14 protein-coding genes and 1 pseudogene are annotated in these 21,773 nt (G+C 50.6%); all 15 read right to left on the reverse strand.

Annotated features, from left to right (window positions below; translation table 11 throughout):
- Positions 1 to 251: 251 nt before the first annotated feature.
- Positions 252 to 2,192 (reverse strand): subtype A tannase, encoded by a 1,941-nt coding sequence (locus FCN15_RS02605; protein WP_138493357.1) that lies wholly within the window; start codon positions 2,190 to 2,192, stop codon positions 252 to 254.
- 188 nt (positions 2,193 to 2,380) lie between these two features.
- Positions 2,381 to 2,770, reverse strand: a complete 390-nt coding sequence (locus FCN15_RS02610; protein ID WP_138493358.1) for a C-glycoside deglycosidase beta subunit domain-containing protein — start codon at positions 2,768 to 2,770, stop codon at positions 2,381 to 2,383.
- A 60-nt stretch (positions 2,771 to 2,830) separates the two neighbouring features.
- The gene (locus FCN15_RS02615) at positions 2,831 to 3,820 is read right to left on the reverse strand and encodes a sugar phosphate isomerase/epimerase family protein (protein ID WP_138493359.1); all 990 of its coding nucleotides are present in this window, start codon (positions 3,818 to 3,820) and stop codon (positions 2,831 to 2,833) included.
- 30 nt (positions 3,821 to 3,850) lie between these two features.
- A complete protein-coding gene (locus tag FCN15_RS02620) occupies positions 3,851 to 6,340 on the reverse strand; it encodes a GH39 family glycosyl hydrolase (RefSeq protein WP_138493360.1) in 2,490 nt (829 codons plus the stop codon).
- Between the two features lie 32 nt (positions 6,341 to 6,372).
- Positions 6,373 to 7,341, reverse strand: coding sequence for a sugar phosphate isomerase/epimerase family protein (locus tag FCN15_RS02625; RefSeq protein ID WP_138493361.1), 969 nt, complete (start codon positions 7,339 to 7,341; stop codon positions 6,373 to 6,375).
- Positions 7,342 to 7,368: 27 nt separating this feature from the next.
- Positions 7,369 to 8,469, reverse strand: coding sequence for a Gfo/Idh/MocA family protein (locus FCN15_RS02630; protein WP_238996470.1), 1,101 nt, complete (start codon positions 8,467 to 8,469; stop codon positions 7,369 to 7,371).
- A 218-nt stretch (positions 8,470 to 8,687) separates the two neighbouring features.
- A complete protein-coding gene (locus tag FCN15_RS02635) occupies positions 8,688 to 9,779 on the reverse strand; it encodes a Gfo/Idh/MocA family protein (RefSeq protein ID WP_138493363.1) in 1,092 nt (363 codons plus the stop codon).
- A 25-nt stretch (positions 9,780 to 9,804) separates the two neighbouring features.
- Positions 9,805 to 10,596, reverse strand: a complete 792-nt coding sequence (locus tag FCN15_RS02640; RefSeq protein ID WP_138493364.1) for a sugar phosphate isomerase/epimerase family protein — start codon at positions 10,594 to 10,596, stop codon at positions 9,805 to 9,807.
- 215 nt (positions 10,597 to 10,811) lie between these two features.
- Entirely contained in the window at positions 10,812 to 11,450 is a 639-nt protein-coding gene (locus FCN15_RS02645) for a TetR/AcrR family transcriptional regulator (protein WP_162515274.1), read from the reverse strand.
- 102 nt (positions 11,451 to 11,552) lie between these two features.
- Positions 11,553 to 12,509, reverse strand: a complete 957-nt coding sequence (locus FCN15_RS02650) for an ROK family glucokinase (protein WP_138493366.1) — start codon at positions 12,507 to 12,509, stop codon at positions 11,553 to 11,555.
- Between the two features lie 185 nt (positions 12,510 to 12,694).
- Positions 12,695 to 14,098: an MFS transporter gene (locus FCN15_RS02655; protein WP_138493367.1), complete on the reverse strand. Its 1,404-nt coding sequence runs from the start codon at positions 14,096 to 14,098 to the stop codon at positions 12,695 to 12,697.
- Positions 14,099 to 14,292: 194 nt separating this feature from the next.
- Positions 14,293 to 15,345 carry a Gfo/Idh/MocA family protein gene (locus FCN15_RS02660; protein ID WP_138493368.1) on the reverse strand — a complete coding sequence of 351 codons (1,053 nt, stop codon included), beginning with the start codon at positions 15,343 to 15,345 and terminating at the stop codon, positions 14,293 to 14,295.
- 250 nt (positions 15,346 to 15,595) lie between these two features.
- A pseudogene (locus FCN15_RS02665) lies at positions 15,596 to 18,154 on the reverse strand (Ig-like domain-containing protein); the annotation flags it as partial.
- A 155-nt stretch (positions 18,155 to 18,309) separates the two neighbouring features.
- Positions 18,310 to 20,043, reverse strand: a complete 1,734-nt coding sequence (locus tag FCN15_RS02670; protein WP_138493369.1) for a family 10 glycosylhydrolase — start codon at positions 20,041 to 20,043, stop codon at positions 18,310 to 18,312.
- Between the two features lie 68 nt (positions 20,044 to 20,111).
- Positions 20,112 to 21,755 carry an extracellular solute-binding protein gene (locus FCN15_RS02675; protein WP_138493370.1) on the reverse strand — a complete coding sequence of 548 codons (1,644 nt, stop codon included), beginning with the start codon at positions 21,753 to 21,755 and terminating at the stop codon, positions 20,112 to 20,114.
- Positions 21,756 to 21,773: the final 18 nt, after the last annotated feature.

Below are 21,773 nucleotides of genomic sequence, written 5' to 3' on the forward strand. Positions count from 1 at the left end.
TTTACTATACCATAATATGGGTATCTGCAGCCGATTATTTTGACAGTTTCCGGCACCTTTCCGCTTTGTTCGATAACGTCCTTCATCAGTGAGCCAATTGATCATGACAAAACAGCAAAAAACCCTTGAAAACGCCGGTTTATCGGCATTGTTCAAGGGCTCTGCTGTGCCTGTATTCAGGTAATTCTGCGCTGCATTCCGGCTGTCCGGCCTGCTCAATGGCTCAATGGCTCAATGGCTCACTTGCTCATTTACTCACTTACGGACTCGTTCACCCAGGCGATAAAATTATCGGTGCTGTTCCCAGTACGCTCAGCTGTTGTATGGCCTTGCCCCCAGACGGTTGCAAAGTCTACGTCTTTGACACCGTCGTAATTTTTCAGTGCGAGAGCCAGATTGGTTTCAACCGTCAGAGCGGTATCTCCCTGCTCAATTCCGGTATGAATTCTCCAGTGGGAGGCTACCTTGGATGTCTTGTAGCCGTCGTAATAATCCGTCAGGTAGTACATGGGATTATACATGTCCATGCGGGATTGAATCGTGCTGCCGAACTTATCAACAGCCTGCAGATCCGTCTTATAGGCTGAGATAAAGGAAGAATCCCAGTCGCTGAACGCCGCATACTTGTCTTGATTCTTCTCCAGCAGATCAGCTAGTACAGAATCAAAATGCAGGGAGTCGCTTTCGTCGTTGCCGAATACGTTGTTCTCCGCCTGCTTGAGGTTCAGATCATCGAAGGCTCCTACGTCTTTGCTGGCATTTTTCATATGGGTTACAAAAGCTTCAATGCTTGTAATCTTGGCCGTATTGGAAGCAGCATCATACTCGACCCACTTCTCATCTGAATTCAGGGAATCGATATAATCCTGAGCCGTTTGATAGGTTGTAGACTCAGCTTCTGAAGAACTGCCTGCCCCGCCCGGAGCACCGCCGCTTGGCGCTTCACCGCTTGGCATATCGCCGCTTGGAGCATCACCGCTTGGGAGGTCGCCGCTTGGAGCTTCTCCGCTAGGCATTTCCCCGCCAGGGGCACCGCCGCCGGCAAATCCGCCGTCGCCCATGGAACCTCCGGAGGTTTTCGTGTACGGGAATGTCGTATCGCTAAGGAAGTTATTCAGGGATCTTTCAATGACGGACAGGAGATAGTCGTAATACGTGCCGGAAGTATAAATTCCGTTATCCGATTTCTCCAGCGCAAGAACGGTTCCCTGTTCATCCTTCAAACCGAGTTCGTTCAGATAAGCCGCATAGGCCTCGGCTAAATCATCAGACAAGGCAGAGGTCCAGGTATCGTCCGCACGTGTGCCTGTGGTCGCATATTGTCCCATGTTCCATTCATAGGCTTCATCGGCATAGTCCAGGCTTGTAATCGGACACCACGCCATGGCGCCGTCAATTGCATCGCTGATATAGCTGCCGCTCGTATCGTACATGGCTGCGCCGATCGATTCAAGATACTGGTAGTACAGCTCGCTGTCACCGCTCGCCCCCATCAAGGCACTCTGTGCGCCGCCGCCGCTGTGGCCGAATGTGTAAATATGATCGGTGCTGCCTGGTAGAATATCCTCGTTAAAACGGTAATACCGGACCGCGGCCTTCAGATCCGTAACTCCCCATGGAGCGCCGCCGCTGTAGGTCAGGTTATTGCTGTCGTCATAACCGTTGTCCCTGCCGCGCAAGCCGGCATACACGTATATAAATCCGGCTTTCATGTAGCTTGACAGGCCGTTATAACTGTATTCTGTCGCCGCTTTCTGAGCGGAGTAACCTGCCGTATTGACCGGGAAAACAATCGGCGCCGTTTCAGCGGTGTAGCCGTTCACTTTGCCTTCCTTGTTGATGGTGCATGTGTAGGTTCCATCTCCGTTAGCGGCAGCGGTCATGTACTCGCCGGGAACATAGATGGCCATCGTTTCATAATCTGTCGTTTCGGGCTTAGAGCTGTATTTCACTCCAATCTGCCAGTAAACGTTGTTGTCCTTGTCATAGTTCCACGCGCTGTTGTCAAAAGTCAGGCTGGTATTGTCCTGCTTGTAGCTGCTCAGCAAATCTGCAGCTGCTGATGCGCTGGCGCTGGGAGCGGATGATGACTCTGCTGCGGTGTTGGAGGAGCTGCTGCTGTCACAGGCGATCAGCGACAGGGACATCGTTCCAACGAGTGCAACTGTTAATGTCTTCTTGAATAAGTTCATGCTTGACCTCCGAAAAACTTTGTCTTTGTTCGCTTTAGTTCATTTCAGACTGCTTATATTCCTAGGATAGTATACATCCCGATTTGTGAAATAAAACGGAATTCAGCGAATTTTAAGGAGGAGTGTTGACAAAAAAAGCCCCTGACAACCGCCTATCCGGCAGTCAGGGGCTTCGGATGAATATAAAATTATACCGCCATGGTCTTCGTTTGTGTGCCTGAGAAAGGAACCGGGATGTAAGCCACGCGTGTAACCTGCGTCAGCTTCACTTTATGCTCTCCTTCGGAAAGCCCGCCCTCCTGCTCTACAAAAATAATGCCCTCCTGGCCGTATTCCCACTTGTAGAAAGTGACGGTTGCCATTTCGTCCAGCGTGAAGTACAGCTCGCCGTCCAGGGAGAACCGGATGTTCTCTCGCGGCACAGGCTGGTCGTCCACTTCTACCAGGATATCGTGAACCATGGACAACGGAATTCCCCGATAGTAGGTGATTCTGGTGCGCATCTCATAGCCGACGGTTTTACCGTCTTTCTTCACATTTTTAAGACTGTTATCTGACAATACATAGTTATCAAACATATTTTCCCCTCCTGCTCCTTAAATATAGTTTCTTAAATATAGTTACTTAAATATAGTTACTTAAATATATTTTTTAAGCATTTCCTGGTGCTTTCTGACCTGGGTTACCGCATCAATTTCGGTGCCTGGAAGGGCAAACCGTCCACCCTCATATTCACTCGCGATATAGCCGTTGTATCCTTTCTCTTTCAGGTAATCAATGAACTCCTTATAAGGGACGGAGTATTCGACGCCTTCCTCTGTCATTTCAAAGAATTTCCCGTGGAAGTGCTTAATGAACGGAAGATACGGATCAAGCACGGAGAAGTCATGGTTCTCGTAGCCGCCTGCAAACAGAACATATTCCCGGTCGACCCAGGACCGGATTTGGCTCTCCAGTTCATCCGGAAGCACGCGCTGATGGCTGATGGCTTCGACATCTTTTCCCTTGGCAAATTCATTGTCGATGTACTCGGCCACGGCCGGGTTAAGACCCTGATTCAGGAAAAATGCCGTGGATACCCGCGGATGCTTGCGGCAGAAGATCCCCGTATCTACAACCAGCCCTACATAAGGAGAATTCAGCTTGAACATCAGGTCGGTAAATTTCTTGGTCTCCGGATTATCGAACGCCATGCCGCCATGAACTTCAAGAGCCATGACCACGTTCAGCTCCTCGGCCAGCGGAAGAGCATCTTCAATAATGTCCGTAGGCGTCAGGGACACAAGGCGCACAAGCGGAATGCCGAGCTTATGGGCAAGGTGCAGCTCTTTCTTGAGCAGGGCCAGGTTCTCTTTCTGAGTCAGCCGGCGGTTCTTGTACAGCACGGTGTTGATATAAATGTCGTTGCAGACCGGAGTGATGCCGTTCTCACGGATGATGCGGTGCCAGTTCGCAATGTCCTCGTCCGACACATCCGGTGCATTCCACAGCATCTGGTCGCTGATGATTTCGACGCCTTCCACACCGATAGAAGCCAGCTCTTTGATGCAGTCTTCAAGCGTCATTTTTCCCCGGGCATATTCATCCTGATAACTATATAAGCTTACGCACCGTTTAATATTGGACATGATTCATCCCTCTTCTCTTCATTAATCGCTTTAAATAGCGTCCACGCGCAGTTCCAGTTCAATCAGACTTCCTTCATGGGGGCGCAGTGAACTGGTGATTTCAATCCAGCCTTCCCTAACCTCCACATGCTCGACAGAGATGCAGGGAACACAGGTCTGCTTCAGGAACAGAATTTCGTCAGGTCGTATATCGTGGACAGCGCCAAATCTTGTCCATTCCTTGAGGATGCTTCCCCGTTCGCTGCTTAAAATAGTCCGCTTCAGACGGTAAATCCCGTCTCTGAGGCCTTCTACCCTAAACTTGCGGGTCTGGGGTTTGGAGAACCTGCCAGCCTCCGGCTGATGCCGGGACGCTCCCATTTCCTCCACCTCGTCAACCCGCTCCCCAAAATGCCGGTAATGAAAGCTGAGCAGCTGATAGCGGTCTCCGCTGCGCTTGGTCAGCAGAAAGTCACGGCCTCTGCCGGCAATATGCCTGCCCATCCGGTTCAGGAAAGCAAAGGCATGATAGGCGGGCTTCTTGATCCCGTTCTTGGAGATGAGCCCAGCTCCCCCGTACAGCAGCCGTTTGGAATCGGTAAATTCGCTGTAGATGTCGGAATAAATCCAATAGCCCATCATGCAGTTCTCGGTTAAAACCTCCGACATATTCTTGAGAATATAGGAGGCCTTAAAGAGGCTGTCGTTCAGGAAATCCCGATTGGAGACACTGAAGCTCCATTCCGAAACATGAAGCGGCAGGTGCCCCAGGTTATGCTCAGCCAAGGCCGTCCGGATGGATTGAAGGGTATGCAGCATCCACTGTTCATCCGGCGAATGTGCGAACACGGGAGCTTCGTCCCCGCTGCTTGGAGTGAATTCATACGGATACAAGTAGACAGACAGGAAGTCCGGCTGGATCTCCCTTCTCCCCCAGCGGTCCAGCAGCATCGGCAGGTAACGTCCCTCCAGATCCATGCTGAGCCCGCAGCCTCCCAGCCGGGCACCCGGCAGCAGCTCTTTCATTTCCCGCCAGGTCATTTCGAACCGGACAAAATATTCGTCAAACCACTGCTCCATCTCTTCCGGACGGTATATACAGTTGACAAGCTGGTCGGCCTCTTCGGTAAGGAAGGCATGCTTGCTGGAATGCCATAACTCAAAGTACCAGCTCTCCACCTCTTCGCTGCCGTACCGATTGATGCAGTGAATAAGGAAAGCACGGATCAGACGTTTCCACTCCTCCGCTCCTCTTGATTTCAAAAAGGCTGGAGTCGTGACCATTTTCTGGTTCAGATTCTTCTGGATTAGCTTTGGCTTGTCCCCAAGGTCGATATAGGGCTTAAGATGGTTGCGGATCAAGGCATCAATGACTTTATCCACGTTGTTAAAGTTATAACCGGCATCCGGATCGGACGGGTCCTTGATCAGCATATCGTCACTGAAGATTCCCCAGATGCGTGCGTAGGAAAAGCCCAGCTCTCCATGGATCAGCGGCAGCTGCTCCTGCAAATCGGAATTCAGCAGATCCCGCGCATAGCCGATATTAATCAGCTCCTTCCAGCTCCGCTTCCGGGGCTCATATTCAGGCAGAACCTGAATGACGGTAACAGCAGGTTCCTGCTGCAGCCGGCTGTCCAGCAAGGCCTCCAGTCCGTATGCTTCTTCCATGGATCCGAGGGTTCCGGCAGCATTCGGCATAGAGTCCTGCGGGGATGCCTGCTCAGCCTTGCGGTATTGGGAAGGGCTGACCTGGTACGTCTCTCTGAACACCCGGTTAAAGGCAGCCAAGCTGGGAAAACCGCTGTCCAGCGCAATGCGTGTAATAGGCTGATCCGTATACAGCAGGTAAGCGAGGGCATGCTCCAGACGGATTTTGTTCAGATATTCGGAAAAAGTCATCCCCATCGTCTTCTTGAAAGACTTGGAGAGATACGGCACGGATACATAATGCAGCTCGGCGACTTCATTCAAAGTCAGCGGCTGTTTGAAATTCGCATGCACGTAAGCGCAGATCTCCAGGAGCCTTTGATTCGGCTTGTTTGAATGCTGCGGAGATTCCGGCTTGTGCTCCTCAACCCGGTAATGGTTTAACAGCAGGTACAGCAGTTCAAAGGTTGATTTGATCAGCATGACCGGCTTGAATTTGCCGGGTTTGACTTGGTGACTCAGAATCTCTGTAAAAATCCTTCTTAACTCCTCATCCGCCTCTTGTCTGCTGCCGGCGGAACTGCAGGAAAACCGGGAGCCTTCGGGGACATCAAACAGCTTCAAAACATCCAGCGGCAGCTGAAACCGGGCAGCCAGCATCTTCCCCGCGGACTCCAGCCGGTATTCCTCGCCCGGATGAAAGAGAATAAAGTCATCTGCTCCGAGCGTAAACCGCTGCCTCTCATCATGGATCGTCAGGCTCCCCTGCAGTACAAACAGGATTTGAATGTCCGGGCTGGCAATGGAGCCGGAGTCCTTCTCGGTAAGCATCGAGATTTGTAACGAAAGCTCAGGCAGAACCCGTAGTAAAGGGTGATGGCCGTTCTCCATTGCCCAGCCTCCTCTCTTGGTGAAATTTCCTTCTAAACCCACCACATCTCTGCTGCCGGTTCACGGATCAAAAGGGGCTTCAGCGTATCCACTGCTTTTGAGAATCCCTCGTTAACCGACATCAGTCCGTCTTCATGTTCAATGCTGACGACATAGTCATAGCCCACTAGGCGGAGCGTGCTGATGATGTCCGCCCAGGTCTTGGTGTCATGTCCGAAGCCTACGGAACGGAAGTTCCAAGCCCGGTCCATCAGTGCTGTATACGGCTGCATATCCGTTACTCCATAACGGTTCACGTTCACAGGGTCGATGGCTGTGTCTTTCGCATGGAAGTAGTGGAGGGCACCTTCACTTCCCAAAATTTTTACTGCCTGGACCGGATCAATTCCCTGCCACCACATGTGGCTTGGATCCAGGTTCGCCCCGATCACTTCACCTGCAGCTTCACGAAGCTTCAGCAGAGTGGCCGGCGTATGGACGGAGAAGCCTCCATGCAGCTCCAGCGCAATTTTTAAACCTTTGTCCCGTGCAGCCCGCCCGGTTTCCTTCCAATAAGGAATGACTTTGTTCTCCCACTGCCAATTCAGCAGCTCGCCGTACTCATTAGGCCAAGGCGCTACCGGCCAGTTCGGGTATTTGGCATCGTCCGAATCGCCGGGGCAGCCCGAGAATCCGACCACAACAGGAACCTCCAGTCGTTCAGCCAGATCAAGGGTCTTCATAAATGACTCGTGATACTGCCGGGCGATCTCCTTCTGGGGATGCAGCGGGTTGCCATGGCAGCTGAGCGCACTGATCATCAAACCTCTGGATTCAAACGCGTGCTTGTACGCTTTCAGCTTCCCGGCGTCCGCCAGCAGCTCATCCGGATTGCAGTGATGATTGCCGGGAAAGCCGCCGGTTCCCAGCTCGACCGCATCCAGACCTTTGGAGACGATAACATCCAGTGCCTCTTCCAGAGGCAGCTGCTGCAGGAGTACGGAAAAAACTCCGAGTTTCATAGCTGCTACACCTTCCTCGCTGTTGGATTAAAAGAATACCGGTTCTCCGGTTTCAGCCGACTTGTAGATCGCCTCGAGAATCTGGGTAACAACCAGTGCCTGCTCCGGCTTCACCAGCGGCTCTTTGTCGTTCAGAAGAGCATCGACCCACATGCGTGCTTCCACGTCATTGGCTCTGCGGCTTTCTCCGCTGAAGTAAGCGACTCCGCCGCCGTCGGAAGGAGCTGTCTCAACCAGCTGTCCGTGCTGAGCGGTATTGAATACCACATAACCTTCGTCCAGGAAAGCCTTGCCGCGCATTTCCGCGCCGGCTTTCGTTCCGCACAGCGTAACCTGGGCTTCCTTGCCGTCCAGCACGTTGAGGGCCCAAGCCGCTTCGAGGTAAATCGTGGCGCCGTTCTCCATTTTGATAAAACCAAATGCGGAGTCCTCTACCTCAAAGGTTTCCGGATCCCATGGCCCGAACATATTGCCCATCGGATTGTCCTTGAGCTTCTGATAAGTGGAGCCGACTACCATCTTTGGCTTGTAGTTGTTCATGTTCCACAGCGTCAGATCCAGCGCATGCGTACCGATATCGATCAGCGGGCCGCCGCCCTGCTTCGATTTATCCGGGAATACGCCCCATGTCGGAACCGCTTTGCGGCGCACCGCATGCGCCTTGGCGAAATAAATATCCCCCAGCTCGTCGTTCTCGCACGCTTCATGCAGCGCCAGCGAATCGACACGGCAGCGGTTTTGGTAGCCGATCGTCAGCTTCTTACCGGTGCGTTTGGCTGCATCCAGCATTTTTTGCGCTTCTTCGGTATTGATGGCCATCGGCTTTTCACACAGGACATGCTTGCCGGCTTCCAGCGCATCAACAGTAATATAGGAATGGGATACGTTTGGTGTCAGTACGTGAACAACATCCAGCGATTCGTCTTTAAGCAGCTCTTTGTAATCTGTGTATACGCTTGCATTTTCGACCCCGTACTGCTTGGCTGCTTGTGCCGCGCGCTCCTCGATAATGTCGCAGAAGGCTACCAGTTCAACTTCGTCATTCAATGCGGCCAGCGCCGGAAAATGCTTCTGATTGGCAATACCGCCGCAGCCGATAAATCCGAATCTTAACTTTTTCTTATTCAATGTGAATTCCTCCCATAAGAAAATCATGTTTATTTACTACCGTTAAATCATTACTTATATTTAATCATTAACTAGTAGTAAACTTATGATCTTACCTTACCACGCCTTTTTGGGTTTGGCAAGCAGAACATTATATTATTGTAAGCGTGATCATTATGGACATAAAAATAGCGGCAAACCTGAAAATTCCCGGTCTGCCGCTGTTCGTGATGGATAAATTAGGATCTGGAAAGAACCAGAGACTGTGCGTTCTGGACGCTGACAGGCGCTCCTGACGCAGCGCTTTCATAGAAGGCGTCAACAATTTCGGCAAAATAAAGGCCGTCATCAGCCGGGGCAATCAGCTCCTGACGCTCGTCTTTAATGCAGTCTACAAAATGCCTGAACTCATTCTTGAGCTGCAGGTTTGGATTGAGCTTGAGCTTAGGAGTAATATCCAGACAAATATCAGAGCTTTCGCCGAACAGCTTCAAGGTGCCGTTAACCAGACTGGCCCCGCCTTTTGTTCCGAGCAGCTCCACATAGAAGCGGTCTTCTTCGATGTTGGAGGCCCAGCTGAAATCAAAGGACAGACTGGCCCCGCCCTGCAGTGCCACATATCCGATCGCCGCATCCTCCACGTTAAAGGTCCCGCCTTCAATTCCCTTGTACCCGTTCCGGTTCCGCGCCGTCGTATGGACAAAATTCTGATAGGTGCTTCCGGCCACATACGATGCCTTCGGGCTGCCCATGAGATAGAGAGCCAAATCCAAATAATGGGCCCCGAGATCGATCATTACTCCGCCGCCGGAACGGGCTTTATCGGTAAACCAGGTGCCTCTGCCCGGAATGCCCGCGCGGCGGATCCAGCCCGCTTTAGCGCTGTAAATTTCACCGAGACTGCCCTGATCGATCCATTTCTTCAGAAAGACGGCTTCGTTCGTAAAACGGTTGTTCAAGCCGATTATCACTCTTTTTCCAGTCCGGTTCCGGACCTCTAAAATGCGGCGTGCTTCCGCGCTGCTGATGCTGAGCGGTTTCTCACAGTGGACATGCGCTCCATGAGACAGGGCATATTCCGTAATTTCGGCGTGAAGGAAGTTCGGCGTCACCACGCTGACGATATCCGGGCGCTCCTTGGCGAACATTTCCTTGTAGTCTTTGTATACGTTAGGGACATTATATTTTTCAGCCATTCTGGAAGCTTTGCTCAGGTCAACGTCGCAGATCGCGGCTGCTTCAACATCCTCCAGGGCCAAATATCCGTGAATATGCTTCTTCTCGGCGTTGCCGCCTGCTCCGATCAGCGCGTACTTTAATTTCGCTGTCATCCTGTTCACCTCTTCATGTTTATGCTTAATCTTCAAGCAAAAGCTTCTTAAAATAAGCTGCCGAGTAATCGATCCCTTTGTCCGCAAGATCATCCGGAAGAGCCGATTTCCGCGGTTCTATGCTTAATCCGGCGTCATAACCGGCCGCACGCAGCGTCGCAATGAAAGACGGCCAGTCGGTCTGGTCCATGCCGGCAGGCGGTTCATCGACCTTAAGTCCGTTGACGAGCAGCGAGCCCTTCAAATGCACATGATAGAAGCGGTGTCCCCAGTCCAGCGCCTCCTGCAGATAATCCCCGCCGAAGAAGCGCGCATGCGACGGATCAAATTTAATGCCCAGCTCTGGAAGATGACCGTGGATAATCCGCCAAACTTCCGGGGTATTGACGAAATTGACTTTCCGGCAGTTATACGCTGAAACCTTAACATTTTTGGGTTTGGCATAGTCCAGCAGTTCTTTGAAAAAGGCGATGGCTGCCGTGCAGTTCTCGTAGAAGGACAATTCCTCTACATAGTTGCAGCCGGCGACAAAGCTGGGGCATTCAAGCGCGCTCGCTGCATCAATCAGCTTGAAGCACCGCTCCAGTTCGTCCTGCAGAATTTCCCCCTTCTCGTTAATACGAAGAGATTTCCAGCGGCCAATTGAACCTACCTCCACACCGTACTGCGCCTTCCACTCTGCGATATTCTCCAGCTGCCCGCAAAATTCTTCGACGCTGTCTCCCTCGTTAATGCAAAACTCCAGAAAGCTTAAACCTCTGTTTCGGGCTTTGGCAAAGCTTTCTTCCTTAACCGGAGCAATGATTCCCAGCTTCATGTGATTAACTTCCTTTCCTTCATATCTATCGAATGATTTATCAATAATAAATGGTTAACTATAAGTAATCCTTTAGTTGTAATTTACCAGACTTCGCTGCTTTTTGCAAGCGCATAAAAAAAAAGATGGAGTCCATATCGGAATCCATCTCGCTAATCTTTAATCTTTAATCTTTAATCCTTAATCCTTAACCCCAACCCTTATCGGGTTCAAGATTATTTTTTCAAGTAATACAGCACAAATGACTTTGACGTCTTCGCAATTTCTTCAAAACCAACCTGGTGCTCTTCTTCCAGCAGCTTTCCCCTGAAGGCCAGACGCTGCATTAAGCTGATGATCATCTCGATGATAAAGAGGCTGGTTTCCTCCAGCTTCAGATCCGGCCGGATTGACCCGTCGCGGACACCCTGATCAATGTAATTGTGCAGGACCCGGCCAATAGTGCCGTCGCTGACCAATTCACGGTAGGTTGTCTGCAGCTCTTCGCTCGGATAATGATCGCGGTAGGTATGATCAAAGAATCCGATATATTTCAGATGATCCGGATGCGTATTCAAGAATAAAATCCAAGCGTCCAGATAGCCCTCAATGCTCTCCAGCCCGCTCTTCCTGGCCGTTGAATGACTCTCGATAAATTCGGTAAGCTCACCGAGTATCTTTTGCTGAACCGCAAAGATCAGCTCGTCCATTGAATTAAAGCATTTATAAAAGGTGACTTTACTTAAATTCGCACGCTCACAGATATCCTTAAGTCCCACGTTAGTAAAATTATGCTCGATAAGCGCATTTTGACCGGCCAAAATGAATTCTTCGCGGTTTCGGTTCCGTACATCCTGGTGCCATGTGGTCGCCATAAAGAACCTCCCTTCCCCTATGCACGAGTTAACCATTTATCTTGAGTTAATCATTAAATAGGATAATACAGGCAGCTGTAAAAATCAAGCAGACTTCTCACTTCAGCCAAATAAATGAAGCCCTGCCGCTCCGACTACACCGGCGTTATTGCCTAATACTGCGGGTACGATGTCTACATTCTCCCTGGCGTTCTCAAGCGCATATTCACGGAAGTACCGGTCGATCTGATCCAGCAGATAGCTTCCGGCTTTCGCCACACCGCCGCCCACTACGAAACGCTGGGGGTTCGTAACGACAGACAGCAGTGCCATGGATTTGCCCAAATATTTTGCCGCCCGGTCCACGATTTGAACAGCTGCCGGATCACCCGCTTTAGCCTCATCCAGCACATCTTTTGCAGTGATTTCCCGAATAGCGGCCAGTGAAGTCTGTTCACCGCGGATCACCGCCTCTTTGGCCATGTAAATAATCCCGGTAGCAGAGGCAACGGTCTCCAGGCAGCCCTTTTTACCGCAGCCGCAGGCAATCGCTTCGCTGTCGGGAACAACGTTCAAATGTCCGATTTCGCCGCCCATACCGTTAAACCCCTGGCACAGGCTGTTCTTGACGATAATTCCGCCGCCTACACCGGTACCCAGCGTATAGCAGACCACATTGGAAATGCCTGCCCCTGCTCCGCCCCAGACCTCTCCCAGCGCCGCTGCATTGGCGTCATTGTCAATCTTGACCGTTTTGCCTAACCGGGCTTCCAGAATCTCTTTAACCGCAACATTTCTCCACCCCAGGTTCGGAGAAGCCTTGACCAGCCCTTGCTGAAAATCCAAAAATCCCGGAATTCCGGCTCCGACGCCGGCGATCTGCTCCCAGCTGCAGCCTGCCCTGGACACCAGCTCTCTGACATAAAGTTCAATATTTTGCAGAACGCCTTCCGCCCGCTTGTCCGCCTCTGTCGGTCCTTCATAAACGGCAAGCAGCTCACCGTCCCCGTCACATATTCCAGTCTTAATGGTTGTTCCTCCCAGATCGATCCCGATGTAAAATGACTGCTTCGTATTCATTCTGATTCCTCCTGCATAATTGTTAATTATAAATAAATCATTTACTAATAGTAATCTATTGTTCATAAAAAAAGACAATGCCATAAGTTTAAAATCTTACAGCATTGCCTTTTGGGGTTAATGGATAGCACGACAGCTGAATAGATTTGCTGATTAGATTTACTGATTAGTTTTACTGATGAGCTTTAATGCGCGCTTCTTCTTGCTTCCAGCTCACTTACTACCTGCGGATGAATGGCGTCCAGCTTATAGAACGAAATCGCAATGATTTGCAGGACTGTGCAGACAAGCGGGATGGCAAAGAACAATACGTTAATCGCTGTAGAGACTCCTGCTGTCACGTTCTCAGCGTTGTAACCGGTCAAAGCAAGCGTATATCCAACCACAGCACTTCCCACAGCCATCCCTACTTTTGTAGCAAAGCTGTAGCCTGCATAAAGCGTGCCTTCCGCTTTTTTGTTAAACTTCCATTCATTATAGTCAACAGAGTTAGCAATCATGCTGAAGACGGCACCAGAGCTGATTCCGCCGAACACATTGGCGAGGAACCACAAAGCGACAAACATGACCATATTGTGTTCAAACAGCGGCATGACCGCCAAACCAATCATAAAAATAATCTGCGCGATAATGTTGCCTTTTCTCTGCTTAAACTTCTTCAGAAACGCCGGTGTAATGGCAGCCGAGCACAATACAGATACGTAGAGGGCAGGCAGCAAAATCGAAATCATCCCCGGATTATGCAGAACATGCAGCGAGAAATAGATGGTAATGGATACGGTAGCACCTGTCCGGATAAACAGCAGGAGAGAGAACAGAATAGTCGCTACCCAAGGCGCATTTCCGAAAGCGCTTTTATAAGTCTGAATAATAGAACCTTTTTCTTTAACGGCTGACACCGGCTCGGCATAACGCTCTTTGCAGTTCTTGTACACGACCAGGAACATCATCGCGCTCAGGACAGCGAATACAATAGTTGTGACCAGATACCCTTTTTGTTCATTGCCGCCGCCAAAGTAGTTCACCATCGGTGTCGTCAAAGCGGTTACAATAATACTGCCGACCGCCATGCCCACCATCCGGTAGCTGGACAACTGGTTCTTCTCTTCCCCGCTGCGCGTCATCAGCGGCATGAGTGCTCCATAAGGCACATTGACAATGGAGTATAACAGACCTGCAATAATATAAGTAACGGAAGCGTAAATGATCTTGCCGGTTGTTGAAATATCCGGACTGGTAAAGGTCAGAATCAGCATGATCGCGAACGGAATAATTCCGAACAGAATGTAAGGACGGGCCCGCCCAAGCCTTGTGTTTGTCCGGTCTACAAATCCGCCGATCACCGGGTCGATGATCGAATCCAGTATCCGTGCCACCAGAATTAACGTCCCCGTTGCAGCAACCGGAATCAAAGCGACATCCGTATAAAAGTAAAGAAGAAAGCTTCCGACGATCCCCCACATCAGATTAGAACCCAGATCTCCAAGGCCGTAGCTGATTTTTTCCTTAAAGCCCAATTTCCCGTTCTCCTGCTTGCTGCTTATCTCTCCGAGCAGGGGCATTTCGTTTGCCAAGTTCGTAGTTTGCATGGATACCTCTCCCTTATTTAATCGCTTTCAATATCTTTAGCATTGGATCCGCTTTCATTATAAAATAGCGCCTGCCGGATAGCTTTTTTATATTTAATCAATTAAGCGCTTTAATTTAATCTATTTCCTGCTGGCAGCCCCTGCGGCCAAAGACTCGGATTAAATTCAGCTCATTCATTTTTAACCTGATGCAATTATTCAAAAGGAACTGCTTGACGGACACGGTCTGATTCAAAGGCAGCCTCCATGACTTTCATGACCCTAAGCACTTCACTGTTCTTTACTAAAATTTCTGCCTTGCCCTCCAAAGTGTCGAATACATTCCGGTAGAAATCCAGAATGCTGGCCTTCACAGCCGGCAGCTCAAGCTCCTCTATCGTTTCGTCATTTCTTGGCGCCATCGTCTTCGTCAGCCCGGCCCCGGCTGCAATCGGCTTGGCATCATTGCCTTCCCGCGTGCGCAGACGTACCAGCCTGCCGTTCATTTCCCAGTCTTCAATAACTGCTGTTCCTGCATTCCCGCACATATACCACTTGGGCAGTGTAATAAAATGGCTCGTTCCGACCTCAACAAGCGCCGTCTTCCCGCTCTCAAAGGTAAGAAGCAGTCTGAAGCCGTCGTCGACTTGTTCTCCAGTGACATAAGTGCATGTGCAGTAGACCTGCTTGACCCTTTCCCCGATCATCAGCAATAGCCTGTCGATCAAGTGCACGCCCCAATCGAGCATCATTCCGCCGCCGAACTCCGGTTCCTTCCGCCAATCTCCAGGAATTCCGCGCGACCCTTGTACTCTTGTCTCCAGATGAAACACCTCGCCGAGCAGCCGCTCATCATAAATCTTCTTGATGGTCAGGTAATCCTCATCCCACCGCCGGTTTTGATGAACGACGAACAGCCTGCCGTACTGGCCGGCTGCCTCCAGGATCTCTTCCAGCTCCCGGCTGTTCAGCGTAACCGGCTTCTCGCAGATGACATGCTTGCCGGCCTGCATAGCTTGAATGGCCATTTCCTTATGAAGATGATTAGGCGTCGCAATGAGAACCAGATCAGCAAGCGGGTCGTTAAGCGCTTCCATAAAACTGGAGTAGACGTTTAGACCGGCCGCTTCCGCTGCTGTCCTCTTATTTCTGTCAATATCCCAAATACCCGACACCAGATTGGCGCCCAGTCCTGTCAGCAGCCTCGCATGCTGGCTCCCCATGCCGCCGTAACCAATAATCGAAATGCCGTGCTGCCCCGCTGTCATCAAAATCACTCCTTTAATAAAAACAATTAAAAACAGTCAAATCATTTACATCACTTAAACGGTTAACTAATGGTAAATTATAATACAAAAGTACCATACAGCTTAAAGCTTGGCAAGAGATAATTTGGAACGGAATTAGAGCACTGCTTCCTCCCCATGTATCTCTAATTGGAACCGCGAACCTGTCACCTGGGTCCGATTACACAAGAAAGCCGGCGCACATGCGCCGGCTTCACCAGTCTGTTAACTCTTATGTGGTATGAAAGTTGAAATACTGAAGCGTTCCAACCGGATAGGAGTTCCACTCGCCTGGAAGGTTGTAAGTCGCGGAACCGGATTTAATTCCCGATTTACGGATAATGGTTCCGTTATTCGGCATGAACTGCGTTGTTCCGTTAGGGTCGCCTAATACGTCGATCGTAACGCCGTTCTTTTTCAGGACATAGCCTGTTGTAAAGTTGGTGTTTGTTTCTAGTAACATCATCTCATCATTATAGTAGGATACAGGCACGATATCGAAAAAGTCATAGAAGATGGAATCGATAAAGATATAAGGCATGCCTTTCCAGAACGAAAAGAGAGGCTGGCTCCACACTTTAGAAGCATGAGTTGATGAATTGTATTGATGAATTTCAAGGGTATATCCGGCATTCTCTATAGGATTGGAAAGATCACCTACCGGATTGTAAAACAGCTGTATAGCCGTCCGGGTTTTGTCCAGGGACAGATATTGTGAAAAATATAAATCCTCAGATCCCTGAGCACTGACGCTTACCTCGAATACAGCTGAAGTCCCGTCTGCAGCGACAACCCAGTAGAGCTGGGAAGGATCACCGTTCCAGGTCCAAACCGTTCCGTTAAGCGTAGTCGGTCCAGTAAAGGTCGAATCCGGTGTACCCGAATAGACTTTAAAGGAGGTTTGACCCGGGAACAGGGTTGACAGGTCATAGGTAATCGGATCATTTACCCCTTGCTTGGTCCGCACCGGAACCAATCCATTCGCTGCAAGAGGAGCATTCGTTACCTGAAGATCATAGGCAGCCGTGCCGCCGTTCCCGTCATCTGCTGTGATGGTTACCTTCGTGCTGCCTGCCTGGTTACCAGGAGTAAGAGTCAGCATTGATCCGCTGATGTCCGCATTTACCATTCCGCCTGATGCAGGAACTGCAGTAAACGTCAGGGCATCTCCATCATCATCGCTGAACAATTGAGACAAGTCGTAGCTTCTTGCATTTGTAACTCCTGCAGTCAGCACCTGCTCGTAAATGGAAGCAACGACCTGAGGCACCTGATTGGATGATGAGCTAGACGAACCGCCGGACGAAGGATTAGTCGGCTCAGACGGCTCAGTCGTCGGTTCTGTTGACGGTTCTGGTGACGGTTCTGGTGTTGGTTCTGGTGACGGATCAGTCGAACCGGCTGATTGAACAGTTACCTCGAAGGAAGTCGAAGCTGTTCCCCCTCGGCCGTCCGAAGCATTCATTTCAATGGTTGTCGTTCCTGCTGTCAGAGCTTGTATCTTTAATGTTGTTCCATCAACTTCTGCTGAAGCAACCGACGAATCTGTAGAGACTGCATCGTAAGTTAACGAATCTCCGTCAGGATCCGTAAATACGGAACCCAGGTCAAGTGAATAGGACGCTTCGCCAACCGTAAGCGACTTGTCGGCAGGCTTGTTTTCCTCCGGATCTTGGTTCGTCGGAATTTCAGGCGTAACGCTGATCTGGAAGGTTTCTGTCACTTCTCCTCCCCGGCCGTCTGCTGCTTTAACAGTTACCGATGAGCTGCCGGTGTTTAATGGGGTAAGCGTAAGCACATTGCCATCCATAACTGCCCGTACAACATTCGGATCAGAGTTATCCTCGACACTATAGGTTAAGACATTGTTTTCAGGATCGGAGAAGAAATGATTCAGGTACAATTCAATATCGCCTGTATCGATTTCTTTCGTCTGATCCGGAATTCCTTCGGAAGTCGGAGATTCATTGACCGTAACCACAAAGCCGGTCGTAACCTCGCCCCCCTGGCCGTCTTCTGCTTTAAGCTGAATCGTTGCAGTTCCTGAGGATACCGCATGGACGGCGGCTTGACTGCCGTTAACGGATACTGAAGCAACGGATGAATCTGACGAATCTGCTGTAACGATTACAGGGTCGCCGTCCGGGTCACTGAATACTGAAGACAAGTCTAAGGTATAATCCGAAGCTCCTACTGTGACCGTTTGGTCACTTGGCTCTTGGCTTACAGCTGGATTTTGATTCTGACCCGGTACAGCTGTGACTTCCATTTTAAACGACTGGTTATTACTTCCGCCCCGTCCATCAGAAGCCTTGACCGTAACTTGGGTCTGACCTGCCGCTGCCGGTGTTAATACCAATTGATCACCCGTCAGGGTAAAGGTGGCAATGGAAGGATCATCGGCTGAAACCTCATAGGTCAGCGGATCATTTTCCGAATCTGTAAAATAGGTGCCTAAAGATAAGGCTACATCGCCGCTTCCCGCCTGTTTGCTTTGATCAGGGATGCCTGATGAAACAGGAGCTTCGTTGACACGGACCTTGAAGCTCGTGGATGCTTTTTTCCCAAGCTGGTCGTCTGCCGTAATCATAATTGTTGAAGTACCTTTGGTGAGACCTTTAATAAACAGGTCCGTTCCGTCTACGCGGACTGAACACACCTTTGAACTCGACGACACTGCCGTATATTTGAGCTCGGACTGCTCCGCATCTGTAAAATGGCCCTGCAGATCAACCTGCAGCTCAGCATCCCCCACCGTTACAGCTTGTTCGGTATACTTCGTCTTGAGCACGGGCGCAGTGTTCGCTGTTTAGCACTTATGTAAATCCATCCTAGTAATTCTATTAAAAAGCAAAAACCCGTTCCTCTCCAGGAACGGGTTCGTGCTACTGCAGCTCTTTAATTTCCATTAGTTGGCTTAATCTCTAAAAGTTCCGTTTCATCCGTTTAATTCGTAATCTTCACATTACCAAAGACTGCTTTATTCTTGGAGTCGTCCCCCGGATTACTGAGTGCCAATCCAATGTATATCTTGTTATTCATCGGCACCTGAATGCTTCCGACCTTCTGCCAAGTCGTCCCGTTGGAGGAAATGGAGCCGGTGAAGGTATTCCCGCTCCGGGTCAGCTTCAGCCATTTTGGAGCCGTTGCCGCCGCCGTATGATCGGTCATCAGGCCGGCGGTCTCTGTGCGGTACTGGAAGGTTGCACCATTCTCGGGGGTAAGCATCATATCTACATGCTTCGCGTCATGATTCAGCGTCTCGCGGATCATGACACCGGCCTTGGCCCAGCCGTCCATACGGGTTGTGGACTGTACCTTCACAATGATCTCTGCGTTGCCTCTCAAAGATTGATAGATATAATTCAGCTGATCGCCATGTCCCCAAATATCCGTTGAAGTGCTGCTCAATGTAAATTGCTTATTGGAAGAACTGTAAGTGACGCTCCCCGGCTGGGAACCGATATTCCGCGCCTTCCACCCGGCCGGCAGCTGGGCCGCATAGTCCTGGTCCTCCGGAGATGTCCAGTCCGGCGTCGGCCAGGTGATCCGTTCGTTGATTTTGGCCAGCTCATCTTCAGGCCATGCCCCGTAAGAGAAGAACGACAGGCGTGTCACATCCGGATAATTCTCGCGGATTCCCTGGTAAATCTCCTGATATTGATCATCAGTCCAGTCATTATCCAGCGTTGGCACCACGGCCGCCTCACTGCCGCTGATCCGGTCGCTTGTATCCTTCAGAATGCCGTAATCCGTACTGTAGACCCAGTCGCTGTTGAAATCCCAGTCGTCAAAGTAGGCCATAGGCGCCACGAAGTCTACAGAATCCTTGAACTTGGCTGCATTCTGCCCAACCTCCGTAAATTCCGGCGGCAGAATATAGACGCCGAGCTGTACTTCCGGGTTCGAGGAATCGGTAATATCCTGGCGGATATCGCCAACATACGCCCCGATCTGTTCGGTTCTCCATTCATTCCACTGCTGGCGCTTTGCAGAATCCTTGTCGAAATCAATGGTGAGCGGCGAGTATCCGAACTCTGCCTTATATTTGGCAACCGTATAATCGCTGACGTCCATATTGTAGTTGTCAAAGCGGAGCCAATCCAGCACAACGCCGTCCACCGCATAGTTATCAATCACTTCCTGAATAATGGAGCGCTCATACTGCTGCACATCCGGATTAATAGGATTGACGAAGTATTCGCTGCCGTTGGAGCCTGTAAACGGAGTCTGCACCCCGTCCACCAGCGCCTGCATCTGCCACTCCTTATGCTTCAGGAAAGCCTGCTGATCATGGAACTGCGGAATCCAGGCATGAACCTTGATCCCGGCAGCATGAGCTGCCGTAACGACCTCCTGCAGGGCATCGAAATTCTCGTAGCCCTGAGCAATTGGAGCGATGTCGCTCTGGTAAAATACACTTCCGGACGGAACCTCATCATCCTCATCCTGCTTCACGTTCATGCTGATGACATCGACTCCGTAGCGTTTGGCCATCTCGACAAAATCCTGGACATCCGCCTTGTTCTTAAACTGGTTAACGGTTCTTACGATCACTTCTGTTTCAAAAGGAGAATTGGTCTCCTCCTCACCCTTGACCGAAATGGAAGTACTTGTTACCGAGAATGCCAGCACCAAACTAAGCACCGCTATGAACCTCGCTCTCAGCGTTAATGTCATCTTCCCGCCTCCATTAGAATAATTGGACTGCTATGATCATATTTTGCTATTTTAATATTTTGGCAAAATTATTTCGCGTCGCCGATCTTCTTGACGTTCTCCTGCCATTTTTCGGTCCGGAACTGGAGCAGCTTCTCCAGGCCTGCTTTTTCAGCGTTATTCTTCGCTTTCTCCAGAGCCGACAGCACCCCTTCATCCGATTTGGCCTGAACCATCTGGGCGAAAGCAAGGGAATAAATATCCTGGACATTTTGCGCGATGATGCCGGTCTCCGTATCCGGAATCGGATCGGTATTGACAAACTCCGTAATGTCCAGTGCCGTCTTCCAGGTCACCGTGGACTGCGCCACCGTCTCCCAGGATTTTTGGTTGGCGGCAAGCGATTCCTCAATCTTCATCTTCGCTGTGTCAATGAAGGTGGTATTGCCCGCCCAGTTGAAGTCCTCGAACTTTCTCATCGTCTCCGAGCGGTCGTTAGCAGAAGCCGTCTTGTATTTCTCGTTCGGAATCGGGGCTCCGTCCGCATCCTCTTCGTCCCAGTACAAGCCTTTCGGACCAAAGAACAGAACCTTCTGTCCCTCCGGACCTGTGATCCAGTCAAAATAAGCGAAGATCGCCTCCGGATCCTTGGCTTTCTTCGTAATGACATTGACATTCCAGCCCAGTGTCTCAAAGCCGCTGACAAATACCTTGTTCTTGTCGAGTCCGGCTTTATGAACCGGCCAGATGATTTCATAGCCGCTGTCCGGATTGCTTGCTGTCAGCGCGCGGTGCCCCTCGGCTCCATAAGTAGTGATGTTAGACTCGATCATGACCGCTACCCGGCCGGTGTTTACCTTTTCTTTAACCGCATCCTGGGTCTGCTGCAGCGCATCCTGCGTAATCAGCCGTTCACGGAACAGCTTATTGATGTATAGCATCATTTCCTTGAAAGCAGGGTCGTCATAGATAGAGACAAGTTTATCGCCTTCCGGGTACCCCATCAGGGAGATGAACTTGCTGGTGGCATTCTCCCTGAAACCGCCGTACATAATTTCAAGGCCTGCCCCCTTCTCGCCGACCTCCAAAGGCACGACATCCGGATACTTCTCTTTCACTTGGAGCAAATACTGATACAGGTCATCGAAGGTTTCCAGCGCCGGTCTGCCGAGCGCGTTATAGATGTCTTTATTGACCATCCAGCCGCCGTTCCCGAATTGCCCGGAGGTATACCAATTCGGGATTTGATAGATTTTCCCGTCTTCAGACCGAAGCAGATTCAGGGTGGATTCCTTCACATATTTCTTGAAGTTCGGATACTTCTCAAAATAATCATCCAGCGCAACAAGCTGCCCTGCCTGCACGAGCCGTTCCACCGTTGATCCCCGGTCGGTGAAGATCACATCCGGCAGATCGCCGCTGACGATCATCGTGTTCAGCTTTTCCGCGGCCGCTCCTCCGGATTGAATCGGTTCAACGGTCACCTTCCGGTTCTCCTGAATCCATTTCGTCGCCTCATTGTCTCCCCAAGGCGCTGTGGTAAGCCAGTCATAGTTGCCATAGAAGCTGAAGGTTAAGGGCTTGATTCCGCCGCCGTCACCGCTGACAGCCGCAGTATCTGTTGTTCCCCCGTTAGTCTCTGAAGCGCCGGAATTCCCGCCTCCGCCGCAGGCCGTGAGAAGCAGCATCATGGAGGCCATCAGAAGCGATGCCCATTTCAAACGATTGCGCATTCTTTCCCCTTCTTTCTA

It is taken from the genome of Paenibacillus pinistramenti (genome assembly GCF_005869875.1).
GTDB classification, from domain to species: Bacteria; Bacillota; Bacilli; order Paenibacillales; family Paenibacillaceae; genus Fontibacillus; species Fontibacillus pinistramenti.